The following is a 24,625-nucleotide window of genomic DNA, read 5'->3' as shown; positions in this document are numbered from 1 at the left end:
ATCAGGAGGACGGCGATGAAACGCGCGAAGGCGGAAATCATCCGCGAATATGGGCCTTTTCCGGATATCGACGGCGTGCATGGCGTCACGTATGACGGCGAGCATGTGTGGTTCGCCGCCGGCGATACGCTCAACGCCTTCGATCCCGAAAGCGGCGAGAAGGCGCGAACGCTCGAAGTCGCGGCGCATGCGGGCACCGCGTTCGACGGCGAGCATCTGTTTCAGATCGCCGAGGACCGCATCCAGAAGATCGATCCGCGAACCGGTCGCGTCGTGTCGACGATTCCCGCGCCGGGCGGTGGCGCGGACTCGGGGCTCGCGTGGGCCGAGGGCACGCTCTGGGTCGGGCAGTACAACGAACGCAAGATTCATCAGATCGATCCGGACGATGGCGCGGTCCTGCGCACGATCGAGTCGAATCGCTTCGTGACGGGCGTGACGTGGATCGACGGCGAACTGTGGCACGCGACGTGGGAAGGCGACGAAAGCGAGTTGCGGCACATCGATGCGCAATCGGGCGAAGTCATCGAGCGGCTCGACATGCCCGAAGGCGTGGGCGTGTCGGGACTCGAATCGGATGGACGCGACCGCTTTTTCTGCGGCGGCGGGCGCACGGGCAAGGTGCGCGCGGTGCGCAAACCGAAGCGCGGATAAGAGGCATGGCGGGTAGCGCTTCAGGTCTGAACGAATAGCCTTTATGCTGTCGAATTCGCGAACGACCACGCGATTCTTCAGACAGTTAAGGCCGGTTTTGACTTCGAATATCTCCGATCACCGTCAGCTCGATTCCTGGGTCGGCGAAACAGCGCGCGCCATTCGCGACTACGACTGGCGCGCGACGCCGCTCGGTCCCATCGACGCATGGCCGCAAGTGTTGCGCTCCGTCGTGCAGATGATGCTGCGCAACGCGTTGCCGATGGCCGTGCTATGGGGCGACGAAGGCACGCTGCTCTATAACGACGCATACGCGCATTTTTCGGGCGGGCGTCATCCGCGCATTCTCGGCATGCCGATCGAAGCGGCGTGGCCCGAGGCGGCCGAGTTCAATCGCAATGTGCTCGATACGGGACTGCGCGGAGAATCGCTTTCGTATCGCGACATGAGCTTTACGTTGCCGCGCGACGGTCGCGATGCGCAAGTGTGGCTCGATCTGCATTACAGCCCGGTCGCGTCGAACGAAGGCGTGCCCGTCGGCGTGCTCGCGATCGTCGTCGAAACGACCGGGCGCGTGCTGCTCGAACGCACGCGCGCCGAAGCCGAACGCGCGTTTCGCGAAGCCGATGAGCGCTTGCAGCTCGCGCTCAATTCCGGCGCGGTGCTCGGCACGTTCGTGTGGGACATTCCCGACAATCGCGTGAAAGGCGATGAGCGCTTCGCGCGCACCTTTTCGTTTTCGCTCGACGAAGTGGCGCGCGGCATGCCGATCGAGGCGGCGTTCGCGAAGATCCATCCCGAGGATCTGGAACGCGTCAGGGGGCTTATCGTGCGCACGCTGCAGCACGGCGAGCCGTTTCGCGCCGAATACCGCATCCTTTCCGGCGATGCGCGATGGACCTGGATTCTCGCCACCGGCCGCTGCGACCACGACGAAACCGGCAGACCAATGCGCTTTCCCGGCGTCATCATCGACATTCACGATCGCAGGATCGCCGAAGAGACCTTGCGGGAACTGACGCGCGGTCTCGAAGACAAGATCTCCGAAGCCGTGGCCGCGCGCATCGCGGTGGAGGCGCAATTGCGTCAGAGCCTGAAAATGGAAGCGCTCGGCGCGATGACGGGCGGCGTCGCGCACGACTTCAACAACACGCTGCAGGCGATCAGCGGCAACCTGCAATTGCTGCAGTATTTGCCGCCGACGGACAGCCGCGTGCCCGAGCGCGTACACGCCGCGATGGAAGCCGTGCAGCGCGGCGCGAAGCTCGCTTCGCAATTGCTGTCGTTCGCGCGGCGGCAACCGCAGTCGCCGGTCGTGATCAATCCGCAGCGCCTGTTCAAAGAGATGCGCGAGCTCTTGCAGCATGCAGTGGGACCGTCGGTATCCATCAACACGTTGCTCGCGGAGCACGCATGGAACTTCTGCGTCGACCGCAATCAACTGGAAAACGCGCTGCTGAATCTCGCGATCAACGCGCGCGATGCCATGCGCGGCGACGGCAAGCTCACGCTCGTCTGCTCGAACGAAGCGCTCGATGCCGCGGCGTGCGAGGGCAAGGGTCTGCATCCGGGCGAATACGTGAAGCTGTCCACATCGGACACCGGCGCGGGCATGGCGCCCGACGTGCTCGAACGCGCATTCGAGCCGTTCTTCACGACGAAGCCGGAAGGGCACGGCACGGGTCTCGGCCTCTCGATGGTGTTCGGCTTCGTCAAGCAGTCGGGCGGGCATATCGCGGTGTCGAGTTCGGTCGATGTGGGCACGACGGTCGAGATGTTCTTTCCGCGCAGCTTCGACGATGAAACCGCGCAACTGCGCGTCGATGCGATGACGGCGCACACGGGCGGCGCGACGGTGCTCGTCGTCGATGACGATCCCGCCGTGCTGATGTCGACGGTCGCGATACTCGAAGCGATGCATTACACGGTGCTGCGCGCCGCTAACGGCGATGCCGCGATGAGCGTGCTCGAAAGCGGCGTGAACGTCGACCTGATTCTCACCGACGTCGTGATGCCCGGCAAAGTGAAGTGCGCCGATCTCGCGGAATGGGCGTTTTCGCAGGAGCGGCCCGTGCCGGTGATCTACGTCTCCGGCTATACGCGCGACATCATCTCGCGCGATGGCGTGCTGCGGCCGAACGTGACCTTGCTCGGCAAGCCGTATCGCGCGGAGGCGCTGGCGAAGGAAATCGCGGGGGCGTTGCAGGCCGCGGCGTAGCGGTTCCTTTCTCAAGACTTTCTTCTCCGCGCCGATAAACACCGATCAAACCCATCAATAGAACAGGGCCAGAACGGTGCAGAGAGGCGCCAACGATTTCCTCGGGACCATCGGCGACACCATCGCCAGGAACCGGCCTTACATCGAACGCGCACGCCGTTTCGGTGCGCTCGGTCCCGCGCCGCTCGGCGTGCTCGCCGCCGCGTGCGGAACCTTCTTCGTGCCGCTGCCGTGGAACGTGTTGCTCGGCGTGCTCGTCTTCGGCGCGGCGTTCGTCGTGCATCGCATGCACGAAGCGAATCGCAAGATCTTCGTCGCACGTCAGGTCGCGCATGGGCTGCTCGCCATCGCCGAGGACTGTCTCAAGCTGCTGTCGCTCGAAGGCCGCATCATGTGCATTTCGGAGGTCGGCGGGCGGCTCATCGAAGCGGATCACGCAGACGATCTCATCGGCGTCGACTGGCTCGCGCTCTGGGACGGCCCCGACGCGCGGCGTGCCTTCGAACGCGCGAAAGCGGGTGAATCGACGTCGTTCTCCGGAGCCTGCCGCACGATGAACGGCACGCTGAAATGGTGGACGTCGACCTTCGCGCCCGTCTACGGCGAGCACGGACGGGTGAGCGCGGTGCTGTGCAAGTCGCGCGACATCACGGCGGAGCGCAATCTCATCGACGAATTGCGCGGCAACGCGCGCGTGCAAAAGGACATGGAAGATCACGTCGATGCCGTCTTCTGGACCGCGACGCGCGATTTCCGCGAGCTTCTGCATGTGAGCTCCGCGTTCGAACGCATGTGGGAAATGCCGATGTCCGCGCTCGAAGCCGATCAGACCGCCTGGTCGCAAAGCGTGCATCCCGAAGACCTGCCCGCGCTGCGCGACGAAATGCGTACCGCCGTGAACACGGGCGCGGCCACGCAGAGCTATTTTCGTCTCTGCCTGCCGCACGATCGCACGCGCTGGGTGCGCGCAGATATTTATCCGGTCATCGAGGACGGCGCGGTGTCGCGCGTCGTGAGCGTGTGCGTCGATGCCACCGACGAGCGCCAGCGCCTTCAGGAACTGCATCGGCTCGCGAACACCGACAGCCTCACCGGACTCGCCAATCGCAACGCGATGATGGACGCGCTCGTGAAGCGCTGTGAAGCGCTCGCGCCGTTCGCGTATCTCTTCATCGACATCGATCGCTTCAAGTCGATCAACGACACTGCCGGTCATATCGCCGGCGATGCGGTGCTGCGCACCATCGCGCGACGCATCGCGGAAACGCTGCCCGATGGCGCCGTGGGCGCGCGGCCGGGCGGCGACGAGTTCACCGTGATCCTGCCCGGCAGCTTCGATCAGGAAAGCATCGAGCGCGCGTGCCGCAAGCTCTCGCTCGCGTGCCATCGTCCGATCGAGATCGACTGCAAGAGCGTGACGATGACGTGCTCGATCGGCGTCGCGCTCTATCCCGAACACGGACGCACGCCCGAAGCGCTTTTCATCAGCGCCGACATGGCGATGTACGCCGCGAAGCGCGCGGGCCGCAACACGTTTCGCGTGTTCGGCGATCGCGAGAAGGACGATCTCGCGCGCGCGCATCTCGAAGCGCAACTGCACGGCGCGATCCGCGAGAACGAGTTCGTGCTGCATTATCAGCCGCAATATCGCGTCGATTCGGGTGCCCTTGTCGGTGTCGAGGCGCTGTTGCGCTGGAATCATCCGCAGCTCGGGCTGCTCGGTCCGGGCGCGTTCGTGCCGGTGCTCGAAGAGAGCGCGCTGATCGTCGAGGCGGGGCACTGGGTCATTCGCGAGGCCGTGCAGGCCGGGTCGCAACTCGCGCTCGCGCTGCCGCAGGCTTGCTCGGTCGCGCTCAACGTGTCGCCGAAACAGTTCCGCGATCCGCGCCTCGTGTCGGTTCTGCGGCACGCGATCAGGCGCGCCGGCATCGATTCGAACCGCATCACGCTCGAGATCACCGAATCCGCGCTGATCGACAACGTCGATGATGCGCAGGTCGTGCTGTCGAACGTTCGCGCGATGGGCGTACGCATCGCCATCGACGATTTCGGCACCGGCTATTCGAGTCTCAGCTATCTCGCGCGCTTCCGGCCGGACGTGCTGAAGCTCGACAAATCCTTCGTCGACAACATCGCCACCGACGCGATGGTGCGCACGGTCGTCGAAGGCGTGATCGATCTCGCGCACAAGCTCGGCGTGACGGTGGTCGCGGAAGGCGTCGAGACGCAGGAGCAGCTCGACACGCTGCGCGACGTGCGCTGCGACAAGGTGCAGGGTTTTCTGTTGAGCCGCCCCGTCCTGCTCGCGAGCCTGATGATGCGGACAGACGCAGAAGACGCCGCGACCGTGCGCTAAACGCGTGCCCGCGCGGGCCGCCCGGCGTTATCATCGCGGCATTCGCGGATGCGGGCCGGAAACGGAGGATGGACGCAATGAGCCACCTGATCTTCGCGTTGGGCGTGTTGCTGCGGCGGTTGACGACGATCGTTCTCCGACGGAGAGCACCGATGAAGACCTTTTGCCTGGGCGTTGCGCTGGCCACGATCGGCTCGCTTGCATGCGCCCAGTCCGCGCCGCAGTGCCCGCCCGCGGCCGGCCAACTGATACAGGTACGCGACTTTACGGCCGTCAGCCGTGAAAGCGGCGCGTCGCATGTGCTCGGCTCGCGATTGCGATCGGCGCGCAATGCGGTGAAAGTGGATCAGAACGCATCGGCGCTGGCGGATGGCATCGTCAAGGCGCTGAACGGGAAAGGTCTCGCCGCTTGCCATGTGACGGCGGATTCGCCGCCGCCGGCATCGGGCTGGCTCGTCAGCGGGGAGTTCGACGAAACGCTGTCGAGCGGATTCGGCTCCGCGTTGCCGTCGATGGGTTCATCCGACAAGACGCCCAACACGCATGTCACCGTGCAGCTCGCCAATCTCGCGGCGAGCCCGGACGCCGCGCCGGCGCAGATCGACACGAGCGGCGAACTGAAAGGGCAGAAATCGGCGGCCGCGCCGAAGCCCTACGGCGCCGCGGCGCGCTTCGTCATCAACGAGGTTCAGTCGATTTCCTCGCTCGATGCGCTCGCCGCGAAGATCGCCGATCAGATCGCGGCGGAGAAGGCGAGGCTCGACGGCGGGCAATAGGCGTTTCACGCCTCCGAGTCGCGCTTGCCTTTCGGATGGTCGGCGCTTGCGTCCGGCGAGGTGTCGGGATCCTTCAGATCGTGCTCGGGCGTGTACGGCCCTTGCTCGGGATGATCCTTGCCCTTCGGAACGAGCGTCGGATCGATATTGCCGTGCTCGCGCTGCTCGATCGTGCCATCGCTTTTTTCCTTGACGTCGCCCTCGCCGAGCGCCTCGCGGCGGTCGTCGGCGCGCTGCACGGGATCTGACGGTTCGCGGTTCATCGCATTCTCCTGAGGATGTTTTCCGTAGCGCAGCAAGCGCCGTTCCGCGATCACTTGCGACGTGCCCGAGCGCGCGTTCGTCTGACGGGCGCGGCGCGCGCATGCGCGAACATCGGCATGCGGGTCAGAATCCAGTCGAGCAGTTCCTGCGGCCCGGCCGCGAGCGGACGTCCGGCTTTCGCGAGCAGCTTCGCCTGCGCGCTCTCGAAAAGCGGATGCGCGACCGGTATCGTCGTCAGCTCGCCGCTCGCTAGCTCGCGATACGCGGCGAATTCGCCGATCAGCGTCATGAAATTTTCCGCGGCCACGAAGCGCTTCAGCGCGCCGAGCGAGTTCGTCGTGAGCGTCGGGCGGATCGCGAGATCGTCGGTGGTTTCGAGCATCTTCACGACATGGCCGATGCCGAACGTGGGCGGCATCAGCGCGAGCGGATACTCGAGCAGATCGCGAATCCGCGCGACGCCGCCGCGCACGGCCAGCGGATGATCGCGCCGCGCGAGCAGCACGACCGGCTGCGGCGAGCTTGCCCGAATCTCGATGCGCTCGTGCGGCGGCGGGTTGTACGCGAGCCCGATATGCGCGCGGCTCTGCGCGACTTCTTCGAGCAGATCGTCGACCGCGAGCATCTGCACGTCGATTTCGAGGCGCGGATAGCGCGCGCAGAACGGCGCGAGCACATCGTCGACGAGCGTATCGACATAGCCTTCGCTCACCGCGAGACGAATCTGCCCTTGCTGCAGGCCTTTGAGCGCATGCAGCTGATCCTCGAACTTCTCCTGCTGCGAACGATAGCCGCGCCAGAATTCGAGCAGATGGAACGCCGCTTCGGTCGGCCGCACGCCGCGCGGCTCGCGCTCGAAGAGCGTCGTGTCGAGTTCGTTTTCCAGCAATTTGATCTGCCGCGCGATCACCGACGGCGACGTGTTCAGATGATCCGCCGCGCCGCGAATCGTGCCGTGCGTGAGCACTTCGTGGAAATAGCGCAGACGTTGCTGATTGATTTCGCGCATGGTCGTCGTCCGTATGGGAAGGAATGCGTTGCTCGCAGAGCAACGATACGTGAACTTTGTTGCTCTTGCTCGCACGGTCGCACGCGCTCAACATCGCCTTACCCGAGAAAGGGAAGACGAGACAAGGAGACGCGGATGTCGACGATCCAGACCCTGCGCAGCGGCGATGCCGTTTCGGCGCTCTACAGCAGAATCAACTGGCGGCTGCTGCCGCTCCTCATCGCGTGCTACATGTTCGCGTATCTGGACCGCGTGAACGTGGGCTTCGCGAAACTTCAGATGCAAAGCGATCTCGGCTTCTCCGATGCAGCGTACGGCGTCGGCGCGGGGATTTTCTTCATCGGCTATGTGCTGTTCGAGATTCCGAGCAACCTGATGTTGCCGAAGATCGGCGCGCGTCTCACGTTCAGCCGCATTCTCGTGCTGTGGGGCATCACGTCGGCGTGCATGCTCTTCGTGCGCAACGTGCCCGCGTTCTACGCGATGCGCTTCCTGCTCGGCGTCTTCGAAGCGGGTTTCGCGCCAGGCATGATCTATTACCTCTCGAACTGGTACGGCCCGAAGCGCATGGCGCGCGCGATTGCGCTCGTGTTCGTCGCGGGGCCGCTCGGCGGTGTCGTCGGCGGGCCGCTGTCGGCGTGGCTGATTGCGTCGCTCGGCGGCGTCGGCGGACTCGCGGGCTGGCAGTGGATGTTCCTCGTCGAAGGCCTGCCGTGCATCGCGCTCGGCGCGCTCGTGTGGCGCGTGCTCGCCAATCGTCCCGCCGATGCGCGCTGGCTCACGCAGGACGAACAGCGGCTCGTCGAGGCGGAAGTCGGTCATCACGGCGGCGCGTCGCATCGCATCGAATCGTTCGCGGAGATCGCGAAGAACCCGCGCATCTATCTGCTGGCGATCGCGTACTTCTGCATCATCTTTCCAATCTACGCGATCAGCTTCTGGCTGCCGACGCTCATCAAGGAGCAGGGTCTCAGCGGCTCCATGCACGACACGATCCGCCTCGGCTGGTACGTCGCGATTCCGTACGTCGCCGCGGCCGTCGCGATGTACGCAGCGGGCCGCCGTTCCGACAAGGTCGGCGAGCGCCGCTATCACAGCGCAGTGCCCGCGCTCGCCGCCGCCGCGCTGCTCGTGATGACGCCGTATGCGAACGGCAACGTCGTCGCGACGCTCGCGCTGCTCACGCTCGCCACCGCCTGCATGTGGATGGCCTACACGGTGTTCTGGGCGATTCCTTCCGAAACGATTTCCGGCCCGGCGGCGGCGGGCGGCATCGCGCTCATCAACACGATCGGCTTGTCGGGCGGATTCTGGGGCCCCGCGATGATCGGCTGGGTCAAGTCCGCGACCGGCAGCACGAACGGCGGCCTCGTCGTGATGGCGTGCATGGCGGCGCTGTCCTGCGTGCTGATTCTCGCGAACAGGCGCACGGCTGCCGCGGCCACGGCACGCGCGGCCTGAACATCAATCGATACTCGAAAGGACAAAGGTCATGAAGATTCTGATCGCAGGATTCCAGCACGAAACGAACACCTTCGCGCCGACGAAGGCGAGCTACCAGAGCTTCATCCAGGGCGAAGGCTTTCCGCCGATGGCGCACGGCGACGATGTCCTCGAGCTGCGCGACGTGAACGTGCCGATCGGCGGTTTCATTCAATGGGCCGAGGCGCAAGGGCACGAGCCGATTCCGGTGATCTGGGCGGGCGCGAGCGCATCGGCGCATGTGACGCAGGACGCATACGAGCGCATCGCGGGCGCGATCGTCGATCGCGTGCAGGCAGGCGGCTTCGACGCGATCTATCTCGATCTGCACGGCGCGATGGTCGCCGAACATCTCGACGATGGCGAAGGCGAACTGCTGGCGCGCGTGCGCAACATCGTCGGCGATGCGATGCCGCTCGTCGTTTCGCTCGACCTGCATGCGAACGTCACGGCGCGCATGGTCGAACTCGCGGATGCACTCGTCGCGTATCGCACGTATCCGCACGTCGATATGGCCGAAACGGGCTTGCGCGCGGCGCATCTGCTGGCAAAGCGCATCGAACACGGGAAGCCGTTCGCGCGCGCGATGCGGCGCATTCCGTTTCTGATTCCGGTGAACGGCATGTGCACGCTCGTCGAACCGGCGCGCGGCATGTACGCCATGCTCGAGACATTGGAGAAGGATGTCGTGTCGCTGTCGTTCGCGCCGGGCTTTCCGGCATCGGATTTCGACGAATGCGGTCCGGTGTTCTGGGGCTACGCGCTCGACGGCGAGGCGGCGGACTTCGCGGTCGACAGGCTATACACGCAACTCGTGGACGAAGAAGCGCGCTGGAACGTGCCGTTCCTCTCTCCCGATGAAGCCGCGCGTGAAGCGATCGACGCGAGCCGCGATGCGGGCAAGCCCGTCATCATCGCGGATACGCAGGACAATCCGGGCGTCGGCGGCGATTCGAACACGATGGGCATGGTCCGCGCACTGCTGCGCCACGACGCGCGCGACGCTGCGGTAGGCGTTATCTGGGACGAGAAGGCGGCGCATGCGGCGCATCGCGCGGGCGTCGGCGCCCGCATCAGGATAGCGCTGGGCGGCGGCTCGAACGTGCCCGGCGACGCGCCGCTTGAAGGCGAGTTCGAAGTCGAGTATTTGTCGGATGGCCGCTTTCGCTTCGACGGCCCGATGCTCAATGGCATGTCGGGCGAACTGGGACCGACCGCTTGCCTGCGTATCGGCGGCGTGCGTATCGCGGTGAGCAGCATCAAGATGCAGGTCTTCGACCGCAATCTCTTTCGCGTTGCGGGCATCGAGCCCGAGCGCATGAAGATTCTGGTGAACAAGAGCTCGGTGCATTTCCGCGCCGATTTCGAGCCGATCGCCGAGCGCGTGCTCGTCGCGAAAGCGCCCGGCCCGATGGCCGCCGATCCGGCCGATCTGCCCTGGCGCAATCTCGATTCGCGCATGCGTGTGCGACCGCTCGGGCCGACGCTCGCCGAACTGCGCGCATCGGCTGCGTGAACGTTTTTCATCGACTACATGGACAAGGAGAATCAAAAGATGCCGGACGATCAGATCAACGCGCGGCGCCGACGCTTGCTCGGCACGGCGGTCGCGAGTGTAGGCGCGATGCAGCTCGGTTTCAGCGACCTCGTGCGCGCGCAGACCGCGCCGCGCGCATCGTCGAGTGCGGGCTTCGCCGGCATTCGCCAGATCGACGCGGGCGCGCTCAACATCGGCTATGCGGAAGCGGGTCCGGCGAACGGTCCCGTGGTGATCCTGCTGCACGGCTGGCCCTACGACATCCACGCATTCGCGGAAGTCACGCCGATGCTCGCGGCGCAGGGTTATCGCGTGATCGTGCCGTATCTGCGCGGGTACGGCTCCACGCGCTTTCTTTCCGCCGACACGCCGCGCAACGGACAGCAGGCGGTGGTCGCGGTGGACATCATCGCGTTGATGGATGCGCTCAAGATTCAGCAGGCCACGCTCGGCGCGTTCGACTGGGGCGCGCGCACGGCGAACATCATCGCGGCGCTGTGGCCGGAACGCGTGAAGGCGATGGTCTCGGTGAGCGGCTATCTGATCGGCAGCCAGCAGGCGAATCGCGCGCCGCTGCCGCCGAAAGCCGAGCTCGCATGGTGGTATCAGTTCTACTTCGCGACCGAGCGCGGCCAGGCGGGCTACGAGGCGAACCGTCATGCTTTCAACAAGCTGATCTGGCAACTCGCATCGCCGAAATGGAACTTCGACGACGCGACGTATGACCGTTCCGCGAAATCGTTCGATAACCCCGATCACGTCGCCGTGGTGATTCACAACTATCGATGGCGTCTCGGGCTCGTGCAGGGCGAAGCGCAATACGACGCGCTCGAACAGCGGCTCGCGAGCGCGCCGACGATCGGCGTGCCCACGATCACGATGGAAGGCGATGCCAACGGCGCGCCGCATCCCGATCCGTCGGCGTATGCCAAGAAGTTCACGGGCAAGTATGAGCATCGGAACGTCGCGGGCGGCATCGGCCACAATCTGCCGCAAGAGGCGCCGAAAGCATTCGCCGATGCGGTCATCGACGCAAGCCGCATGTAACGCGCATGCAGGACGAAGCGCTAGCCGACGTGTGACTTCTTCGTTCTGCGTCCCGGCGTCTTCTGCGATGTCAGTTCGTGCACGATCCCGCACGAATCGACGGCGTGCTCGCCGCGGCATGTCTCGCGCAATGCGGTGAGCCGGTCGCGCAGCCTCATCAATTCGTCGATGCGCGCGCTTACGTGGCCGATATGCTCATCGACGAGCGCATCGATTTCGCGGCAATCCGGCGAGCGCGCCTGCAATGCGTAGAGCAGGGCGCGCACTTCGTCGTGCGTCATGTCGAGCTCGCGGCAATTGCGGATAAGGCGCAGGCGTTCGACATGCGTCTTGTCGTAAGTCCGGTAATTCGCGTCCGTCCTTGCAGGCGGCGGAATCAGCCCTTCCTTTTCGTAGAAGCGGATCGTATCGGGCGTGCAATTCGCTATGCGCGCCAGTTCCCCTATCTTCATTTCGGCATCCTTTTTTCTTGACCCTGGAGTGGCTCCAAGGTGTTCAATTCGGGAAAAGTCAAGAAAAGGAGCCAGTATGTTACGTCCCGAGAGCATCGGCAAGCCCCGGCCTGAGCCGGCTGATCGTCGTGTCCGAAATGATTTAAAGGAATACGAAATAAAGACGAAAGCTTCGGTTCGGACGGAGATCGTCATCGACGAGATGGATTGTCCGACCGAAGAGACGCTGATCCGCAAGAAGCTCGCGGGCATGCCGGGAGTCGGATCGGTCGAGTTCAATCTGCTGCGTCGCGTGCTGACCGTCGAACACGATGCCAACGCGCTCGCATCCGTTCTCGATGCGTTGCGCGCACTGGGCTTCACGCCGCGCACCGAACCCCGCAACGACGCGCCCGCAGGCAAGCGCGCGGTGTGGATGCTCGCCTTCGCGTGCGTTGCGGCGGCGGCGTCGGAGGCTGCGAGCGGGTTCGGCGGACCGTCCTGGCTCGTCGTCGCGCTCGCGCTCGCCGCGATCGCTTCGTGCGGCTTCTCGACGTATCGCAAGGGCTTCATCGCCATCAGCAACGGCAACCTCAACATCAACGCGCTGATGAGCATCGCCGTGACCGGCGCGATGGTCATCGGACAGTGGCCGGAAGCCGCGATGGTCATGGCGCTTTTCACGATCGCCGAACTCATCGAGGCGAAGTCGCTGCAAAGGGCGCGCAACGCGATCGCGGGACTCATGAAGCTCGCGCCCGACACGGCGACCGTTCTGCAAGCCGACGGCCTGTGGCGCGCGATGGAAGCGAGCGCCGTCACGCGCGGCGCCGTCGTGCGCGTGCGGCCGGGCGAGCGCATCGCGCTGGATGGCGTCGTCACGTCCGGGCGCTCCGCCGTCAACCACGCGCCGATCACCGGCGAAAGCCTGCCCGTCGAAAAGTCGCCGGGCGACGATGTGTTCGCGGGCACCGTCAACGAAACCGGCTCGTTCGAGTTTCGCGTATCGGCGGCGGCGAAGGACACGACGCTTGCGCGCATCATCCGCGCGATCGAAAGCGCGCAAGGTGCGAAGGCGCCGACGCAACGTTTCGTCGATCGTTTCGCGCGCATCTATACGCCGCTCGTGCTTCTCGTGGCGATAGCGGTCGCGGTCGTGCCGCCGCTCGCGTTCGACGAGTTGTGGTACGCGTGGATCTATCGCGCGCTCGTGCTGCTCGTCATCGCGTGTCCGTGCGCGCTCGTCATCTCGACGCCGGTGACGATCGTCAGCGGACTCGCCGCGGCGGCGCGGCACGGCATCCTCGTGAAGGGCGGAACCTTTCTCGAACGCGGACGGCGCCTGCGCTGGCTCGCGTTCGACAAGACCGGCACGATCACGCACGGCAAGCCGGTGCAGACGCATTTCGCGCTGCTCGACCGGAGCATGGACGAAGGCCGCGTGCGCGCGATCGCGGCGAGTCTCGCGGGCCGTTCCGATCATCCGGTTTCGCTCGCGATCGCGCAGGCCGCGAGCCAGGACGGCGGGCCGCGCATCGCGGTGGAGGCGTTCGAAGCGGTGCCGGGGCGCGGCGTTCGCGGTGTCGTCGAAGGCCGTGCTTACTGGCTCGGCAATCAGCGAATGATGGAAGACATCGGACGCGGCGCGAGCCATGCGAAGCGCCGGGCTGAAGCGCTGGAGCGTGAAGGCAGGACCGTCGTGATGCTCGCCGATGCGGACAACGTCCTCGGGCTTTTCGCCGTGGCGGACACCGTGAAGGAATCGAGCCGCGACGCGATCGCCCGGCTTCACGCGCTCGGCGTGCAGACGGCGATGCTCTCGGGCGATAACCCGCACACGGCGCGCGCCATCGCCAGCGCGGTCGGCATCGATCGCGTCGAGGCGGGCCAGTTGCCCGAGGACAAGCTGCGCACCATCGAAAGTCTCGGCGCGGACGGCAGCGCGGTCGGCATGGCCGGCGACGGCATCAACGACGCGCCTGCGCTGGCGCGCGCGGACATCGGTTTCGCGATGGGCGCGATGGGCACCGATACGGCCATCGAAACCGCCGACGTCGCGCTGATGGACGACGACCTGCGCAAGATCGCCGCGTTCATCCGTCTTTCGTCGGCGACGCACGCGATTCTCGTGCAGAACATCGCGTTCGCGCTCGTCGTGAAGGGCGTGTTTCTCGCGCTCGCCGTGGCCGGACTCGGTTCGATGTGGATGGCCGTGTTCGCGGATGTCGGCGCAAGCCTGCTCGTCGTCGGCAACGGGCTGCGCATTCTGCACAAGCGCTTCAACTGAGCACCTCACCAGCAAAAGGAGCAAATCATGAGTTTCTTGCGGAAGCTGTTCGAGAACGGTCACTTCGGCGGACATGGCGGGCACGGCGGGCACGGCGGGCACGGCGGGCACGGCAGCCATCGGAGAGAGCATGACCGGCGTCATCGGGACGGCTATCAGGAATACGACGGCGATGAATCGTGGGGCCGTCATCCCGGCTCGATTCCGCCGCTGCCGCCCGATGTGATCTGCCCGCAATGCCGCAAGTCGAATCCGCCGGACACGGCCGTCTGCAAGCAGTGCGACACGCCGCTCGATCCCAGCCGATGCCCGACGTGCGGCACGTCGATCCAGGCGGGCGCGCGGTACTGCGTCAGTTGCGGGAAGCGCGTGGTTTGATTGTCGGAGCGTGTGGGGAACGCGCCGCCTTCGCAAGACTGGAAGCCAAAAAAAAGGCCACTGATGAGTGGCCTTTCTTCGCGATGCGATCAGAACGGTCGCGCGGCGATCAGTTGCACGCCAGCACGACGGCGCCGGTGACGTCTCCCGTGTTGGGCAGCTTCGCGGCGGACACGATCGCGATGGGAGGATGCGTCGCATCGTTGCCCATCAGTCGCGACATGACGTTCATGCCGCCGCCCATGACCTGTCCGCCCGCGAAGACGGTGTCCTTCGTGACGCTTGCGTTGCTGTCGGATCCGATCGGGCGACGTGGCCATCAGATTGGTGCAGGCGAGGGTGCCCGTGCGTTTGGCGAGCGTCAGCCGATTGCCGACGACGTAATGCGCGCCCTGGTTGGCGTTGAAATTGCCGCCGCCGGAATCGGAACCGTCGGTCCAGCGGCCGATAGCAAAGCCTCAGCGGAGAATTTCTACGTTCCGGTCGAGGAATCAAGAGATTACAGCGTCCTGTCAAACAAATTTCACATTTCTTTCCTAAAGTAGCGCGTCAACCGGCACATCGGGCTGCAACGGCCCGAAGCAGGGACATTCATCGCCGGTACAAACCCACGATCAAGGACTCGAACCACACATGGCGCTGCCACTCGACCTCTCCCGCCGCAAAGCTCTCAAGATTCTCGCCGGCGCACCGATGCTGCCGCTCGGCGGCGCGACCGCCGCTTCGCTGCTCGCCACCGCATGCGGCGGCAGCGACAGCAACGCGGCGACGAACGCGTCCGCGCCCGCGTCGACGGCTGCGTTCACCACGGCGACGTTCAGCAGCATGGCCGCGCCGACGCTCGCCGATCCCGCGGCGATGGCGAAGACCACCGTCGGCTCGACCATGACCGTGAACTTCAGCGACGGCAGCAATCGCGCGTACAAGCTCGCGTATCAGCCGTTCTTCGTGACGGGCGATGTCGTGCCGAACACGGCCGGCGGCACCATCGTCGCGGGCGGCTATTTCGATATCGACAATCAGCCGATCATCGACAAGTCGGTGGCGGGCAAGGAGCGCCAGTTCTTCTCGGACTGCCCGGACGGCACGTCGCTCATCAAGCTCGACAAGACGACCGTCAAGGGCGTGAAGGGCAACGCCGTGTTCGCCGTCGTGCAGTTCGAATACACGACGCGCGACCAGAATGCCGCGAGCATGTACGGCCGCCTGCCGTCGCCGATCGCCGTGCTGACGCTCGATCAGGATCCGGCCACCGGCAAGCTGACGCTCGTGAGCTACGCGAACGTCGATACCTCGAAGGCGAACGGTCTGTGGATCACGTGCGGCGCGAGCCTCTCGCCGTGGAACACGCATTTGTCGAGCGAAGAGTACGAGCCGGATGCGGCGCTCGGCTCGAAGGACGCGCAGTTCCTCGCGTATAGCCAGAACCTTTACGGCGATCAAACGAAGGCCCGTCCGTATCACTACGGCCATGTGCCCGAAGTCACCGTCAACCCGGACGGCACCGGCACGATCAAGAAGCACTATTGCCTCGGCCGCATCTCGCACGAGCTGATTCAAGTGATGCCCGACAAGCGCACCGTCATGATGGGCGACGACGCGACCAACGGCGGCGTCTTCATGTTCGTCGCGGACAAGGAAGCGGATCTTTCGGCCGGCACGCTTTACGTCGCGAAATGCGCGATGACGTCATCGGCGGGCGCGGGCTCGGCCAATCTGACGTGGATGAACCTCGGCCACGCGACGAGCGATGAAATCGAGAACCTCGCCAACACGCTGACGCTCGCCGACATCATGGATGTCGTCAGCGATGCGACCGTCGGCGCGACGCTCGATGCGAGCTATACGCGCATCAACTACAACGGCGCGTTCAACTGGATTCGCATCAAGCCGGGCATGGAGAAGGCGGCCGCGTTTCTGGAGACGCATCGCTACGCGGCATTGCGCGGCGCGAGCATGTGCTTCACGAAGCTCGAAGGCACGACGGTCAACGCGAAGGACAAGATCGTGTACTCGGCGATGTCGCAGATCGTCAAGTCTATGGTCAAGGGCGACGCGCACGCGGCCGAATTCGCCGTCGACAAGACCATCAACTCCGGCGCGGTGTACGCGTTCAATCTGAAGGGCGGACAGAAGGATCTGACCGGCGCGGCGATCAACAGCGAATGGGTTCCGGTCGACATGGCCGCGCCCGCCGCGCTCGTCGGCGAAGACATTTCCGCCGATGCGCTCGGCAACATCGGCAACCCGGAGCGCATCGCGAATCCGGATAACCTCAAGTTCTCCGAGAAGCTGCGCACGCTGTTCATCGGCGAAGACAGCGGCCGGCACGTCAACAACTTCCTGTGGGCATACAACGTCGATACGAAGTCGCTGTCGCGCATTCTGTCGGCGCCGTCGGGCGCTGAATCGACGGGCCTGCACGCGGTCGACGAGATCAACGGCTGGACCTACATCATGAGCAACTTCCAGCATGCGGGCGACTGGGAAACGCCGCTGCATTCGAAGGTGCAGGCGACGCTCGATCCGCTGATCCGCGCGAACTACAAGGATCGCTACGGCGCGGCGGTGGGCTATCTGACCGCCGATGCAACCTCGGTCAAGCTGAGTTGACGAGCCAGGGGAAGCGCAACGCTTCCCTCAATGCGTAGCTTCGAGGTGCGTCGCGGACGCGGCGCGCCTCGCGGAGTTCAGCAGCTTTGCTCGTAATCGATATATTCGAAGCCGGCCGCAATCGCATAGCGGATCGCTTCTTCCACGTTCGGAAACTCGCCGGCCAAGCGCACCGAACGCTCCATCCCGTTCAAATCCTGGATTCGCGCCGTCGCGGCAAACGCGTCGCCGTGCCGGACCGCCGCCGGCGTGACCATCATGTCCCTGTAACTGAAGACCATTTCTTCTTTCTCTTCCGGATGTCGTCGGCCCGCGCCGTATGGCTGCGGAACACGCGTTATGAATGTCGAAAAGGCGCGAACGATCTGGCGTCCGGCTCCTTCTGCTTCAGGTTATCGGCATCGGAAAATGTTTCTTTACGCGAGCGCTTTCGTCTGAATATTGCGGCAGTTCGCGCCGATTCAGGCCAGGAGCCGCGCGATCAGGTCTTGTGTGGCTCGCGCGCCGTATTTGCGAAGCAGGCTTGCACGATGGATGTCGACCGTGCGAGGGCTGATGTTCAACTCCTTGCCGATCTCCTTGCTCGTCATGCCATGCACGAGCAGCGCGGCGACGTCGCGCTCGCGCTCGGTCAGCAGGCTTGCGTTGTCTGATTGCTTCGTGCCTTGCGACAGATCCGTGAACGTCCAGACCGCAAGCTCGAAAGGCCGCTTCGGGTTATAGCCGAAGCCGCCGACCGTCACCCAGAAGTAGCTTCCGTCGACGCGCCGCATGATGCGGTCATCGCTGAATACGGCATGCTTTGCAAGCAGCGGCGCCAGACGATGACCGGTGGTGGTGAAATCCTTCTGCTCGGGATAGAGCTTCGAGAACGATTGCTCGATGATATCGCTGCGTTTTGCCCTGAAGAGTTCCAGCGCGCGTGCATTGCAGTCGACCATGATCCGCTCTCTCGCGACGATGACGGCCACGGGCAAATGCCTGAACAAGTCCTCGTAGTCGAGCTTGGGCGAATCGGTCATGTCGGGAAGATTGTCGCGTCTGGCGAAAAGTTACTGTAACACCGAGGTTCGGCACTTTTCGCACGGACTTTCGCTTCAACCGTTCCAGACTTCACCGAATACGCGCAGCCAGTTTTCGCCCATCACTTTCCTGATGCGAGATTCGCTCCAGCCGGCCTTTTGCATCGCGGCGGTGATGTTCGGAAACTCGCCGATCGTGCGAATGGCTTCCGGATTCACGACCTTGCCGAAGTTCGTCAGACGGCGATAACGGCCCTTGTCGTGCGTGATCCAGTCGAAGAACTCGGTGCTATAGCCTTGCGTGAAGTCCGTTCCGATACCGACCTTGTCTTCACCGATAAGATCGATGACGTATTCGATAGCTTCGAGATAATCGTCGACGGTCGCATCGGCGCCTCGTCTCAGGAAGGGCATGAACATGGTCACGCCGACGAAACCGTTCGCTTCGGCAATCTCCTTCAATTGCTCATCCGTCTTGTTGCGCGGATGCTCTTTCAACGTATAAGGGCAGCAGTGCGAGTAGGTGACGGGTTTCTTCGAGCAGGCGATCGCATCGGAAGAAGTCTTCGCGCCCACATGCGAAAGATCGACCATGATGCCGACGCGATTCATCTCCTGAATCACTTCGCGGCCATATCCCGACAAGCCGCCATCCGGTTCATAAGAACCCGTGCCGACGAGATTCTGCGTGTTATAGCAAAGCTGGACCACATTCACGCCCAGCTCCTTGAACACCTCGATATAGCCTAAGTTATCCTCGAACGCATACGCGTTCTGAAAGCCCAAGATGATGCCGGTCTTGTTCGCTTTCTTCGCGCGCAGGATGTCGCCGGTCGTGCGTACGAGTGTCAGAATCTCGCTGTATTCGCGGATCTGCTGCTTCATTTCCGCGATGTTATCGATGGTCTTCTGGAAGTCTTCCCACACCGACACGGTGCAGTTCACGGCGGTGACGCCGCCCTTTCGCATGTCTTCGAATACGGAGCGCTCGAACTTCGAGATGTTCAGTCCGTCGATGATGATGCTCGAATCGTGAAGGCTATTCATCGCGTGTATCCGTTCAGATGGTTCTCTTGATGCCGCGCTCGACGGCCGGGCCACTGCTTGCGCTCTTGTTCGACGAACCTGCTTCTTCGAGCGCGGTCTTCGACGTCTCGCGCAGCGAGAGGCCGCCGATCATCGCGAAGATGGATACGGCGATCAGGTAATACGCCGGCGACAGATTCGTTCCCGTTTCCGCGATCAGCCACGTCGCGACGAGCGGCGCCGTGCCGCCGAAGATCGTGTACGCGAGGTTGTACGTGATCGCGGATGCGGTGTATCGCGTCTTCGTCGCGAACACTTCCGAAAGAAGCGGAGCAGTGACCACGCCCGAAAGCACCGCGCCCACCGCGAGCAGCGCAACGCCGAGCAGCGAAGGCGACAGATTTCCCGATCCGCCGAGCGCGAAGGCGGGATAGACAGAGACGATGATGAAGATGCACGTCGTCGCGATCGTCGCGCGGCGGCCCACGAGGTCGGAGAACAGACCGGCGAGCGGGCACAGCGCCGCGGCGAAGAAGAGCGCGAGCACGGTCACGAGAAGCGATGTTCCGCGCGTCAGATGTCCGGCGACCTGCATGTAGGTCGCGAAATACGTCGTGAACGTGTAGAACGAAAGCGCCGTCACCGAAACGAATGCGCCGAGCTTCAGAATGTTTCCGGACTGCGAATGCAGGGTTTCCATCAGCGGCGCATGCGCGACTTCATGCTTGCCTTCGAGCGCCTGGAATGCCGGCGTCTCGTGCAGATTCACGCGCAGATACACGCCGATGAGACCGACCGGCGCCGCGATCAGGAACGGCACGCGCCAGCCCCAGTCGACCATCGCCGCGGGCGAGAGCGACGATTCGAGCGCATAGGCGACAACGGCCGCGCATGCGAACGAAGAGAACGTCGAGACCGGAACGAAGCTGCCGAAGAACGCGCGGCGTCGGCGCGGCGCGTGCTCCATCACATAGGCGCACGCGCCCGCGTATTCCCCGCCTGCGGAAAAGCCCTGCACGCAGCGGATGATCGTGAGAAGCAGCGGCGCCCAATAGCCGATGCTCGCATAAGTCGGCAGCAGCCCGATCAGCGTCGTGGCGCCGGCCATCAACAGGATGGTGAAAGCGAGCGTGCGCTTGCGGCCGATGCGGTCGCCGACCACGCCGAAGAAGAGGCCGCCGAGCGGACGGAATGCGAAGGCGACCGCGAAGACCGCGAACGTCTTCAGGAGACCGACCGTGGGATCGCCACTGGGAAAGAACTCGCGCGTCAGGATGGTCGCGAGAAAGCCGTACGCCGCGAAATCAAACCATTCGACAAAGTTTCCGATCGACGCCGCCGCGATGACACGTCTCAGCGTTTTGGTATCGACCTCGTGAGTTGCTTGATGTGGCATGGCGCTTCACCCCTTTCGCGTGTCGGATTCGATCCGGATTGAAAGGAGCGTAAGTGCTCAAATTACTTAGGTCCATACGTGCCAATTACCTAGGTAATCGGCGGTCCGACGACGCCGCCGCGCCCGGCGTGCAAGGCCGGGCGCGGCTTCGCGCCTATTGCTGGAGCCACGCCTGGACCTTCTCGGGATGGCTGTCGACGAACTTCTTCGCCGCCGCGCTCCAGTCGTTCGATGCGTTGCCGTCGAGCTCGATCGATTCGACATCCGCCAGCGTCAGCTTGAAGTGCCGGATGAAGACATTCGCGCGCGGAAATTTCGTCGCGAACTGCTTGGAAGAGAAGCCGTGAATCTGCTCGTCGCCGCCGAGCACGCCCTTGGGATCTTTCAGATAGCGCATCTTGTACTTCTGCCAGAGCCAGTGCGGACTCCACACCGTCGCGACGATCCAGCTCTTCGATTGATACGCGCGCGCAACGGCGGTCAACATGCCGGCCTCGCTTGCGCGAATGAGGTTATATCCGGCGAGGTCGTATTCCTTCAGCGCCTTTTCCGAAGCGACCATCTCGCCCGCGCCCGGTTCGATGCCCTGAATCGTGCTGTTCAACTTGCTCTTGACTTCGGGCTTGTTCAGATCGCCGATGGACGCCACTTCGCTCTCGGGCACGTAATCCGGCACCGCCCAGCCGATCTTCGCGCCGGAATAGATGACGCCGAGATCTTCCATGTCGTTCTTGAAGCGCGCGTAGTAGGCCGCGTGCGTGACCGGAAGCCACGCGCCGAGCATCAGGTCCACATCGCCGCGCGCGATGCCCTGAAACTGAATGCCGAGGTCCGCCGTGGTCAGGGTAACGGGTTGTTGCAGCTTCGTTTCGAGAACGTACTTCGCGGTATAGACGACCGCTTGCGTATCGGCCCAATTGGCTAGCGTGATCTTGATCGGCTCGACGGCGCTCGCGCACATCGCGAACGTGACAGTGGAGACTGCAACGGCAGCTTTCATGGCGAAGCTCACGGACAAGGCATTCTTCATTGACGTTTCCTTGCATCGACAGGTTTTATGGAAGACGCGACGCGATCGATTCTCCTGATCTATAACGCATTCATTTGCGACGGATGATTAAGCAGTTGCAGGCGACGCCCTGCAGTCCGCAGTATTCGGGCGCATTAACGCGACGTCAATGTTCTTTGCTTATATCGTCGGATGGAACGTCGATACATCGAGCTGGCGCTCTTCGGATGAACGATCATCGCGGCAGCGCCGAAGTCGCGATTTCGCTCGCGCTGTCCAGTTGCTCGACGTGCCAGCATTTATCGATCAGCGCGCGCGTTTGCTCCGGCGTGAGGATGCCGTCCGCCAGATCGGAGAACTTGGTTTCGAGCTGCTTGTCGGTCATCGGCACTTGCGTGCTGCCGATCGCGTGTTCGATGTACTTGTGCAGCTTGCGGCCATCCTTCAGCGTGATCGTCATGTCGACCTGTTCCGGCTTGATGGACGGATCGACGATCGCGTTCACCTTGTCGCGCAGCTCGATTGTCTTCGGGTCGCGTACCTTGGCGTCGCTGAACTGTTTCTCGCCCGCCGCGCCGTCGATGATCGCGATCGCCACCGCGTGATAGATGCTGAACTTGCCTTCGAGCCCGATCTGCGGCGTCTTCTTGCCCGTCAGTTCGAGCACGAGTGGATGCACGCGAAGATCGATGCGCGCGATCCGATCCGCGCTCAAGTGTTCCTGATTGCGCAACTGGATCGCTGCATCGATCGACGGATGAATGACGATGCCGCACGCGAAAGGCTTATACGTATTCAACGTCGATTCCCAATGCGAACCGAGGCCCTCCGTGATCTCGCGATAATCCTGCTTCGTGCTGATCGTGTTGGCCCAGCCGCGTTTGGCTTCGATCATGCCGTCCGAGCTCGTGTAGTTCTGGCCCGCGAGCAGTGCCGCGAAGATGCCGTTCGCGGCGGCGCGGCCGGGATTGAAGCTCTTGTTCATCGAGCCGAACGACTCGCGCAAGCCGACCGGCTGCGAGGCGGCGAGACCGAGCGCCCAGACCATCTGCTCGACGCTCAGTCCCATCAGCTTGCCCGTCGCCGCCGCCGAGCCGAACACGCCGCACGTACCGGTGATGTGCCAGCCGACATCGTAATGATTCGGATACACCGCATTGCCAATTCGCAACTCGGTTTCGACGCCCAGCACGAGCGCGTTCAGAAAGTCCTTGCCCGTGACGGCGCGATATTGCGAGTATGCCAATATCGCCGACACGACCGGTCCGGCCGGATGAATGATCGTCTTCAGATGCGTGTCGTCGTAGTCGAAGATATGACTGCTCACGCCGTTGATGAACGCCGCGTTCATGATGTCGAAGCGCTCGGTCCGGCCGAGCAGGTTCGCTTGCGGCGGACCGGAGAACGGCGTGAGCGCGGCGACTGCGCGATTCACGGTCTCGTCGTGCGATCCGCCGACCGCGACGCCGACCCAGTTCATCAACGTCCTGACGCCTTCCTTGCGCACCGGCGCGGGCAGATCGCCATAGCCCGTTCTTACGATGAAGTCCGCAAGAATGCGCGTGACGCGCGGCGGCTTCCCATTCGCCCCACTGGCCGATGCGAAAGCGGATGCAGATGCGGCGTTGCTTGTCTGCGCGAACGCTGTCGTGCCTGCCGCCGATGCGAAAGCGCCTGCTGCGCTGGTCATGAGAAAGCTACGGCGATCGATGTTGGGCATGGAGTCGTTTCCTTGAAATGGCACAAGTGGGAACCCGCGCGCAAGTATCATTCCGCGGCAACGAGGCGAACCAAGGGTTTTCCCGATTCCCTTGCATGTCGATTCACGCTTCGATGCATCGTCGTAGAGATGTGTCCAATTTTTCCGCGAAAGGAGAGCACACCATGGCCACCGGAACCATCCGCCTTCACCGTGTCTTGCGTACGACGCCCGAGCGTCTTTATCGCGCGTTCCTCGAACCCGATGCGATCGCGAAGTGGCTTCCGCCTTACGGCTTCACATGTCAGGTCCATCACATGGATGCGCGCCAGGGCGGCACGCACAAGATGTCGTTCCGCAATTTCGGCACGGGCAATAGTCACTCATTCGGTGGTGAGTACGTCGAGCTGGTGCCGTTCGAGAGGATTCGCTACACGGACCGCTTCGACGATCCGAACCTGCCCGGCGAAATGCAGGTCACCGTTTCGTTGAAGCAGGTCGTGTGCGGGACCGAGTTGAGCATCGTTCAGGAGGGCGTGCCCGAAGTCATTCCGGTGGAGATGTGCTATCTCGGCTGGCAAGAGTCGCTGGAGCAACTCGCGCGGCTCGTCGAGCCTGTGATCCCCGAGTGACGATGCGCGCGATCGAGCCTCTCGTTGATCGGATAAGATACGGCGCCCCGCAACATCAATTCATAACGTGGAGTGCTTTTCGTGATCCAGCCGAGCAACGTATTCAAGGATAACCTCGCCCAATTGCCCGCCATCGACGGCATCGAGCGCATCGATCTGGTCGATGGCAAAGGTGACGTGGTCGCGAGCATCGAGAACAAGCCGGGCAAGCAGGGCTCGCTCGCGGTCTATCACTATCTGAAGCAGGCGTTCGGCGCGCTGGACGCGCAAGCCGCCGAGCATGGTCTCGCCGTGTTCGCCGAACATACCGCCGATGCGCGCGATCGCCCGGGCGCGCATCCGAATGTGGATCGGCTGATTGCGATCGTCGATGGCGGCGAGGCGTTGCGGGTCGACGTGGTTCGGGCGCGTTGAGGCGCCGCGAATAGCGCATTAAAGTGAAAGCCGGCTCCGGCATTGACGCTCTCATCACGCTAACTAAGCCGATTGCCGGCGGTTTCTTTTAGGTCGCGCTTCGAGGTGTCGGAATACTCAACATTTTGCACCCGGTGGGCACGGTCGGCTTTCTACGCACGCTGTCTGTGCTGCTCGTTAAGACGGCGAAAAGGACTAGAAGCGCACTTCTCGTCGTCCGAGCGCCTTCGCCCTCGGACGATTCCCAAATACGTTTTAGCTGACTCAAGGCAGCAGAACATTAGGTCAAAATCCTCGCCTAAATTGTCCCGATTCGGAATGCCAAGCGATTGCGCGATGCAATCCTCGGGTCGTTAAAACGTCTACCTAAGTTGT

The 24,625-nt window shown here is 63.4% G+C and carries 22 protein-coding genes; 13 read left to right on the top strand and 9 right to left on the bottom strand.

What is annotated here, in order from left to right; all coding sequences use genetic code 11:
- Positions 1–15: 15 nt before the first annotated feature.
- The 4 genes from NCS03_RS22690 to NCS03_RS22675 all read left to right on the top strand — a co-directional run bounded on the left by NCS03_RS22690 (position 16) and on the right by NCS03_RS22675 (position 6,004).
- A complete protein-coding gene (locus NCS03_RS22690; RefSeq protein WP_250529843.1) occupies positions 16–654 on the top strand; it encodes a Vgb family protein in 639 nt (212 codons plus the stop codon).
- A gap of 97 nt (positions 655–751) precedes the next feature.
- Positions 752–2,872, top strand: a complete 2,121-nt coding sequence (locus NCS03_RS22685; protein WP_250529842.1) for an ATP-binding protein — start codon at positions 752–754, stop codon at positions 2,870–2,872.
- 76 nt (positions 2,873–2,948) lie between these two features.
- Complete coding sequence (locus tag NCS03_RS22680; RefSeq protein WP_250529841.1) at positions 2,949–5,228, top strand: putative bifunctional diguanylate cyclase/phosphodiesterase; 2,280 nt, start codon at positions 2,949–2,951, stop codon at positions 5,226–5,228.
- A 152-nt stretch (positions 5,229–5,380) separates the two neighbouring features.
- Complete coding sequence (locus tag NCS03_RS22675) at positions 5,381–6,004, top strand: hypothetical protein (RefSeq protein WP_250529840.1); 624 nt, start codon at positions 5,381–5,383, stop codon at positions 6,002–6,004.
- Positions 6,005–6,009: 5 nt separating this feature from the next.
- Here the strand turns inward: NCS03_RS22675 and NCS03_RS22670 are convergent, their stop codons facing one another.
- Together NCS03_RS22670 and NCS03_RS22665 are read right to left on the bottom strand one after the other, a co-directional pair.
- Positions 6,010–6,267, bottom strand: a complete 258-nt coding sequence (locus NCS03_RS22670; protein ID WP_250529839.1) for a hypothetical protein — start codon at positions 6,265–6,267, stop codon at positions 6,010–6,012.
- A gap of 50 nt (positions 6,268–6,317) precedes the next feature.
- Positions 6,318–7,277 (bottom strand): LysR family transcriptional regulator, encoded by a 960-nt coding sequence (locus NCS03_RS22665; RefSeq protein ID WP_250529838.1) that lies wholly within the window; start codon positions 7,275–7,277, stop codon positions 6,318–6,320.
- 135 nt (positions 7,278–7,412) lie between these two features.
- Between NCS03_RS22665 and NCS03_RS22660 the strand changes: the two genes are divergently transcribed.
- Genes NCS03_RS22660 through NCS03_RS22650 form a run of 3 tightly spaced genes read left to right on the top strand, consistent with a single transcriptional unit; the run spans position 7,413 to position 11,343 of the window.
- The gene (locus NCS03_RS22660) at positions 7,413–8,738 is read left to right on the top strand and encodes an MFS transporter (RefSeq protein WP_008348574.1); all 1,326 of its coding nucleotides are present in this window, start codon (positions 7,413–7,415) and stop codon (positions 8,736–8,738) included.
- Between the two features lie 31 nt (positions 8,739–8,769).
- Complete coding sequence (locus NCS03_RS22655; protein WP_250529837.1) at positions 8,770–10,275, top strand: M81 family metallopeptidase; 1,506 nt, start codon at positions 8,770–8,772, stop codon at positions 10,273–10,275.
- A 39-nt stretch (positions 10,276–10,314) separates the two neighbouring features.
- Positions 10,315–11,343, top strand: a complete 1,029-nt coding sequence (locus tag NCS03_RS22650) for an alpha/beta fold hydrolase (RefSeq protein ID WP_034472629.1) — start codon at positions 10,315–10,317, stop codon at positions 11,341–11,343.
- Positions 11,344–11,363: 20 nt separating this feature from the next.
- Here the strand turns inward: NCS03_RS22650 and cadR are convergent, their stop codons facing one another.
- Positions 11,364–11,795 carry a Cd(II)/Pb(II)-responsive transcriptional regulator gene (gene cadR / locus NCS03_RS22645; RefSeq protein WP_008348568.1) on the bottom strand — a complete coding sequence of 144 codons (432 nt, stop codon included), beginning with the start codon at positions 11,793–11,795 and terminating at the stop codon, positions 11,364–11,366.
- Between the two features lie 202 nt (positions 11,796–11,997).
- On the opposite strand from cadR, the gene NCS03_RS22640 reads away from it, so the two are divergent.
- From NCS03_RS22640 to NCS03_RS22625, 4 genes are all read left to right on the top strand, one after another.
- Positions 11,998–14,061, top strand: a complete 2,064-nt coding sequence (locus NCS03_RS22640) for a heavy metal translocating P-type ATPase (RefSeq protein WP_250529836.1) — start codon at positions 11,998–12,000, stop codon at positions 14,059–14,061.
- A 27-nt stretch (positions 14,062–14,088) separates the two neighbouring features.
- A complete protein-coding gene (locus tag NCS03_RS22635; RefSeq protein ID WP_250529835.1) occupies positions 14,089–14,439 on the top strand; it encodes a double zinc ribbon domain-containing protein in 351 nt (116 codons plus the stop codon).
- Positions 14,367–14,984, top strand: coding sequence for a hypothetical protein (locus NCS03_RS22630; protein ID WP_250529834.1), 618 nt, complete (start codon positions 14,367–14,369; stop codon positions 14,982–14,984). The genes NCS03_RS22635 and NCS03_RS22630 overlap by 73 nt, the downstream gene beginning before the upstream one ends.
- A gap of 88 nt (positions 14,985–15,072) precedes the next feature.
- Positions 15,073–17,052, top strand: coding sequence for a PhoX family protein (locus tag NCS03_RS22625; RefSeq protein WP_250529833.1), 1,980 nt, complete (start codon positions 15,073–15,075; stop codon positions 17,050–17,052).
- A gap of 77 nt (positions 17,053–17,129) precedes the next feature.
- On the opposite strand, the gene NCS03_RS22620 is transcribed toward NCS03_RS22625, so the two are convergent.
- From NCS03_RS22620 to NCS03_RS22595, 6 genes are all read right to left on the bottom strand, one after another.
- Positions 17,130–17,312 (bottom strand): hypothetical protein, encoded by a 183-nt coding sequence (locus NCS03_RS22620; RefSeq protein ID WP_008348560.1) that lies wholly within the window; start codon positions 17,310–17,312, stop codon positions 17,130–17,132.
- A 201-nt stretch (positions 17,313–17,513) separates the two neighbouring features.
- On the bottom strand, positions 17,514–18,074 hold the full coding sequence (locus NCS03_RS22615) for a PAS and helix-turn-helix domain-containing protein (protein ID WP_008348559.1): 561 nt from the start codon (positions 18,072–18,074) through the stop codon (positions 17,514–17,516).
- A 75-nt stretch (positions 18,075–18,149) separates the two neighbouring features.
- Positions 18,150–19,121 carry a dipeptidase gene (locus NCS03_RS22610; RefSeq protein ID WP_250529832.1) on the bottom strand — a complete coding sequence of 324 codons (972 nt, stop codon included), beginning with the start codon at positions 19,119–19,121 and terminating at the stop codon, positions 18,150–18,152.
- 13 nt (positions 19,122–19,134) lie between these two features.
- Positions 19,135–20,496 (bottom strand): MFS transporter, encoded by a 1,362-nt coding sequence (locus tag NCS03_RS22605; RefSeq protein WP_008348555.1) that lies wholly within the window; start codon positions 20,494–20,496, stop codon positions 19,135–19,137.
- Positions 20,497–20,650: 154 nt separating this feature from the next.
- Positions 20,651–21,526, bottom strand: a complete 876-nt coding sequence (locus NCS03_RS22600; RefSeq protein ID WP_175981212.1) for a glycine betaine ABC transporter substrate-binding protein — start codon at positions 21,524–21,526, stop codon at positions 20,651–20,653.
- A gap of 214 nt (positions 21,527–21,740) precedes the next feature.
- Positions 21,741–23,225 carry an MmgE/PrpD family protein gene (locus tag NCS03_RS22595; RefSeq protein WP_175981210.1) on the bottom strand — a complete coding sequence of 495 codons (1,485 nt, stop codon included), beginning with the start codon at positions 23,223–23,225 and terminating at the stop codon, positions 21,741–21,743.
- A gap of 164 nt (positions 23,226–23,389) precedes the next feature.
- Between NCS03_RS22595 and NCS03_RS22590 the strand changes: the two genes are divergently transcribed.
- Entirely contained in the window at positions 23,390–23,836 is a 447-nt protein-coding gene (locus NCS03_RS22590; RefSeq protein ID WP_250529831.1) for an SRPBCC family protein, read from the top strand.
- A gap of 81 nt (positions 23,837–23,917) precedes the next feature.
- Complete coding sequence (locus tag NCS03_RS22585) at positions 23,918–24,250, top strand: DUF2322 family protein (protein ID WP_250529830.1); 333 nt, start codon at positions 23,918–23,920, stop codon at positions 24,248–24,250.
- The last annotated feature ends 375 nt before the right edge of the window (positions 24,251–24,625 follow it).

Origin of the sequence: Caballeronia sp. ATUFL_F1_KS4A, assembly GCF_023630905.1 — a bacterium.
Taxonomy (GTDB): domain Bacteria; phylum Pseudomonadota; class Gammaproteobacteria; order Burkholderiales; family Burkholderiaceae; genus Caballeronia; species Caballeronia zhejiangensis.
This window is presented reverse-complemented; position numbering and strand designations above follow the sequence as displayed.

Bases quoted from the DNA above. Each gene is read 5' to 3' on its own strand.
- NCS03_RS22610 (WP_250529832.1), bottom strand. From the start codon at position 19,121: ATGAATAGCCTTCACGATTCGAGCATCATCATCGACGGACTGAACATC.
- NCS03_RS22650 (WP_034472629.1), top strand. From the start codon at position 10,315: ATGCCGGACGATCAGATCAACGCGCGGCGCCGACGCTTGCTCGGCACG.
- NCS03_RS22600 (WP_175981212.1), bottom strand. From the start codon at position 21,526: ATGAAGAATGCCTTGTCCGTGAGCTTCGCCATGAAAGCTGCCGTTGCA.
- NCS03_RS22595 (WP_175981210.1), bottom strand. From the start codon at position 23,225: ATGCCCAACATCGATCGCCGTAGCTTTCTCATGACCAGCGCAGCAGGC.
- NCS03_RS22640 (WP_250529836.1), top strand. From the start codon at position 11,998: ATGGATTGTCCGACCGAAGAGACGCTGATCCGCAAGAAGCTCGCGGGC.
- NCS03_RS22615 (WP_008348559.1), bottom strand. From the start codon at position 18,074: ATGACCGATTCGCCCAAGCTCGACTACGAGGACTTGTTCAGGCATTTG.
- NCS03_RS22590 (WP_250529831.1), top strand. From the start codon at position 23,390: ATGGCCACCGGAACCATCCGCCTTCACCGTGTCTTGCGTACGACGCCC.
- NCS03_RS22655 (WP_250529837.1), top strand. From the start codon at position 8,770: ATGAAGATTCTGATCGCAGGATTCCAGCACGAAACGAACACCTTCGCG.
- NCS03_RS22620 (WP_008348560.1), bottom strand. From the start codon at position 17,312: ATGATGGTCACGCCGGCGGCGGTCCGGCACGGCGACGCGTTTGCCGCG.
- NCS03_RS22670 (WP_250529839.1), bottom strand. From the start codon at position 6,267: ATGAACCGCGAACCGTCAGATCCCGTGCAGCGCGCCGACGACCGCCGC.
- NCS03_RS22630 (WP_250529834.1), top strand. From the start codon at position 14,367: ATGCCCGACGTGCGGCACGTCGATCCAGGCGGGCGCGCGGTACTGCGT.
- NCS03_RS22690 (WP_250529843.1), top strand. From the start codon at position 16: ATGAAACGCGCGAAGGCGGAAATCATCCGCGAATATGGGCCTTTTCCG.
- NCS03_RS22660 (WP_008348574.1), top strand. From the start codon at position 7,413: ATGTCGACGATCCAGACCCTGCGCAGCGGCGATGCCGTTTCGGCGCTC.
- NCS03_RS22605 (WP_008348555.1), bottom strand. From the start codon at position 20,496: ATGCCACATCAAGCAACTCACGAGGTCGATACCAAAACGCTGAGACGT.
- NCS03_RS22675 (WP_250529840.1), top strand. From the start codon at position 5,381: ATGAAGACCTTTTGCCTGGGCGTTGCGCTGGCCACGATCGGCTCGCTT.
- NCS03_RS22625 (WP_250529833.1), top strand. From the start codon at position 15,073: ATGGCGCTGCCACTCGACCTCTCCCGCCGCAAAGCTCTCAAGATTCTC.
- NCS03_RS22665 (WP_250529838.1), bottom strand. From the start codon at position 7,277: ATGCGCGAAATCAATCAGCAACGTCTGCGCTATTTCCACGAAGTGCTC.
- cadR (WP_008348568.1), bottom strand. From the start codon at position 11,795: ATGAAGATAGGGGAACTGGCGCGCATAGCGAATTGCACGCCCGATACG.
- NCS03_RS22635 (WP_250529835.1), top strand. From the start codon at position 14,089: ATGAGTTTCTTGCGGAAGCTGTTCGAGAACGGTCACTTCGGCGGACAT.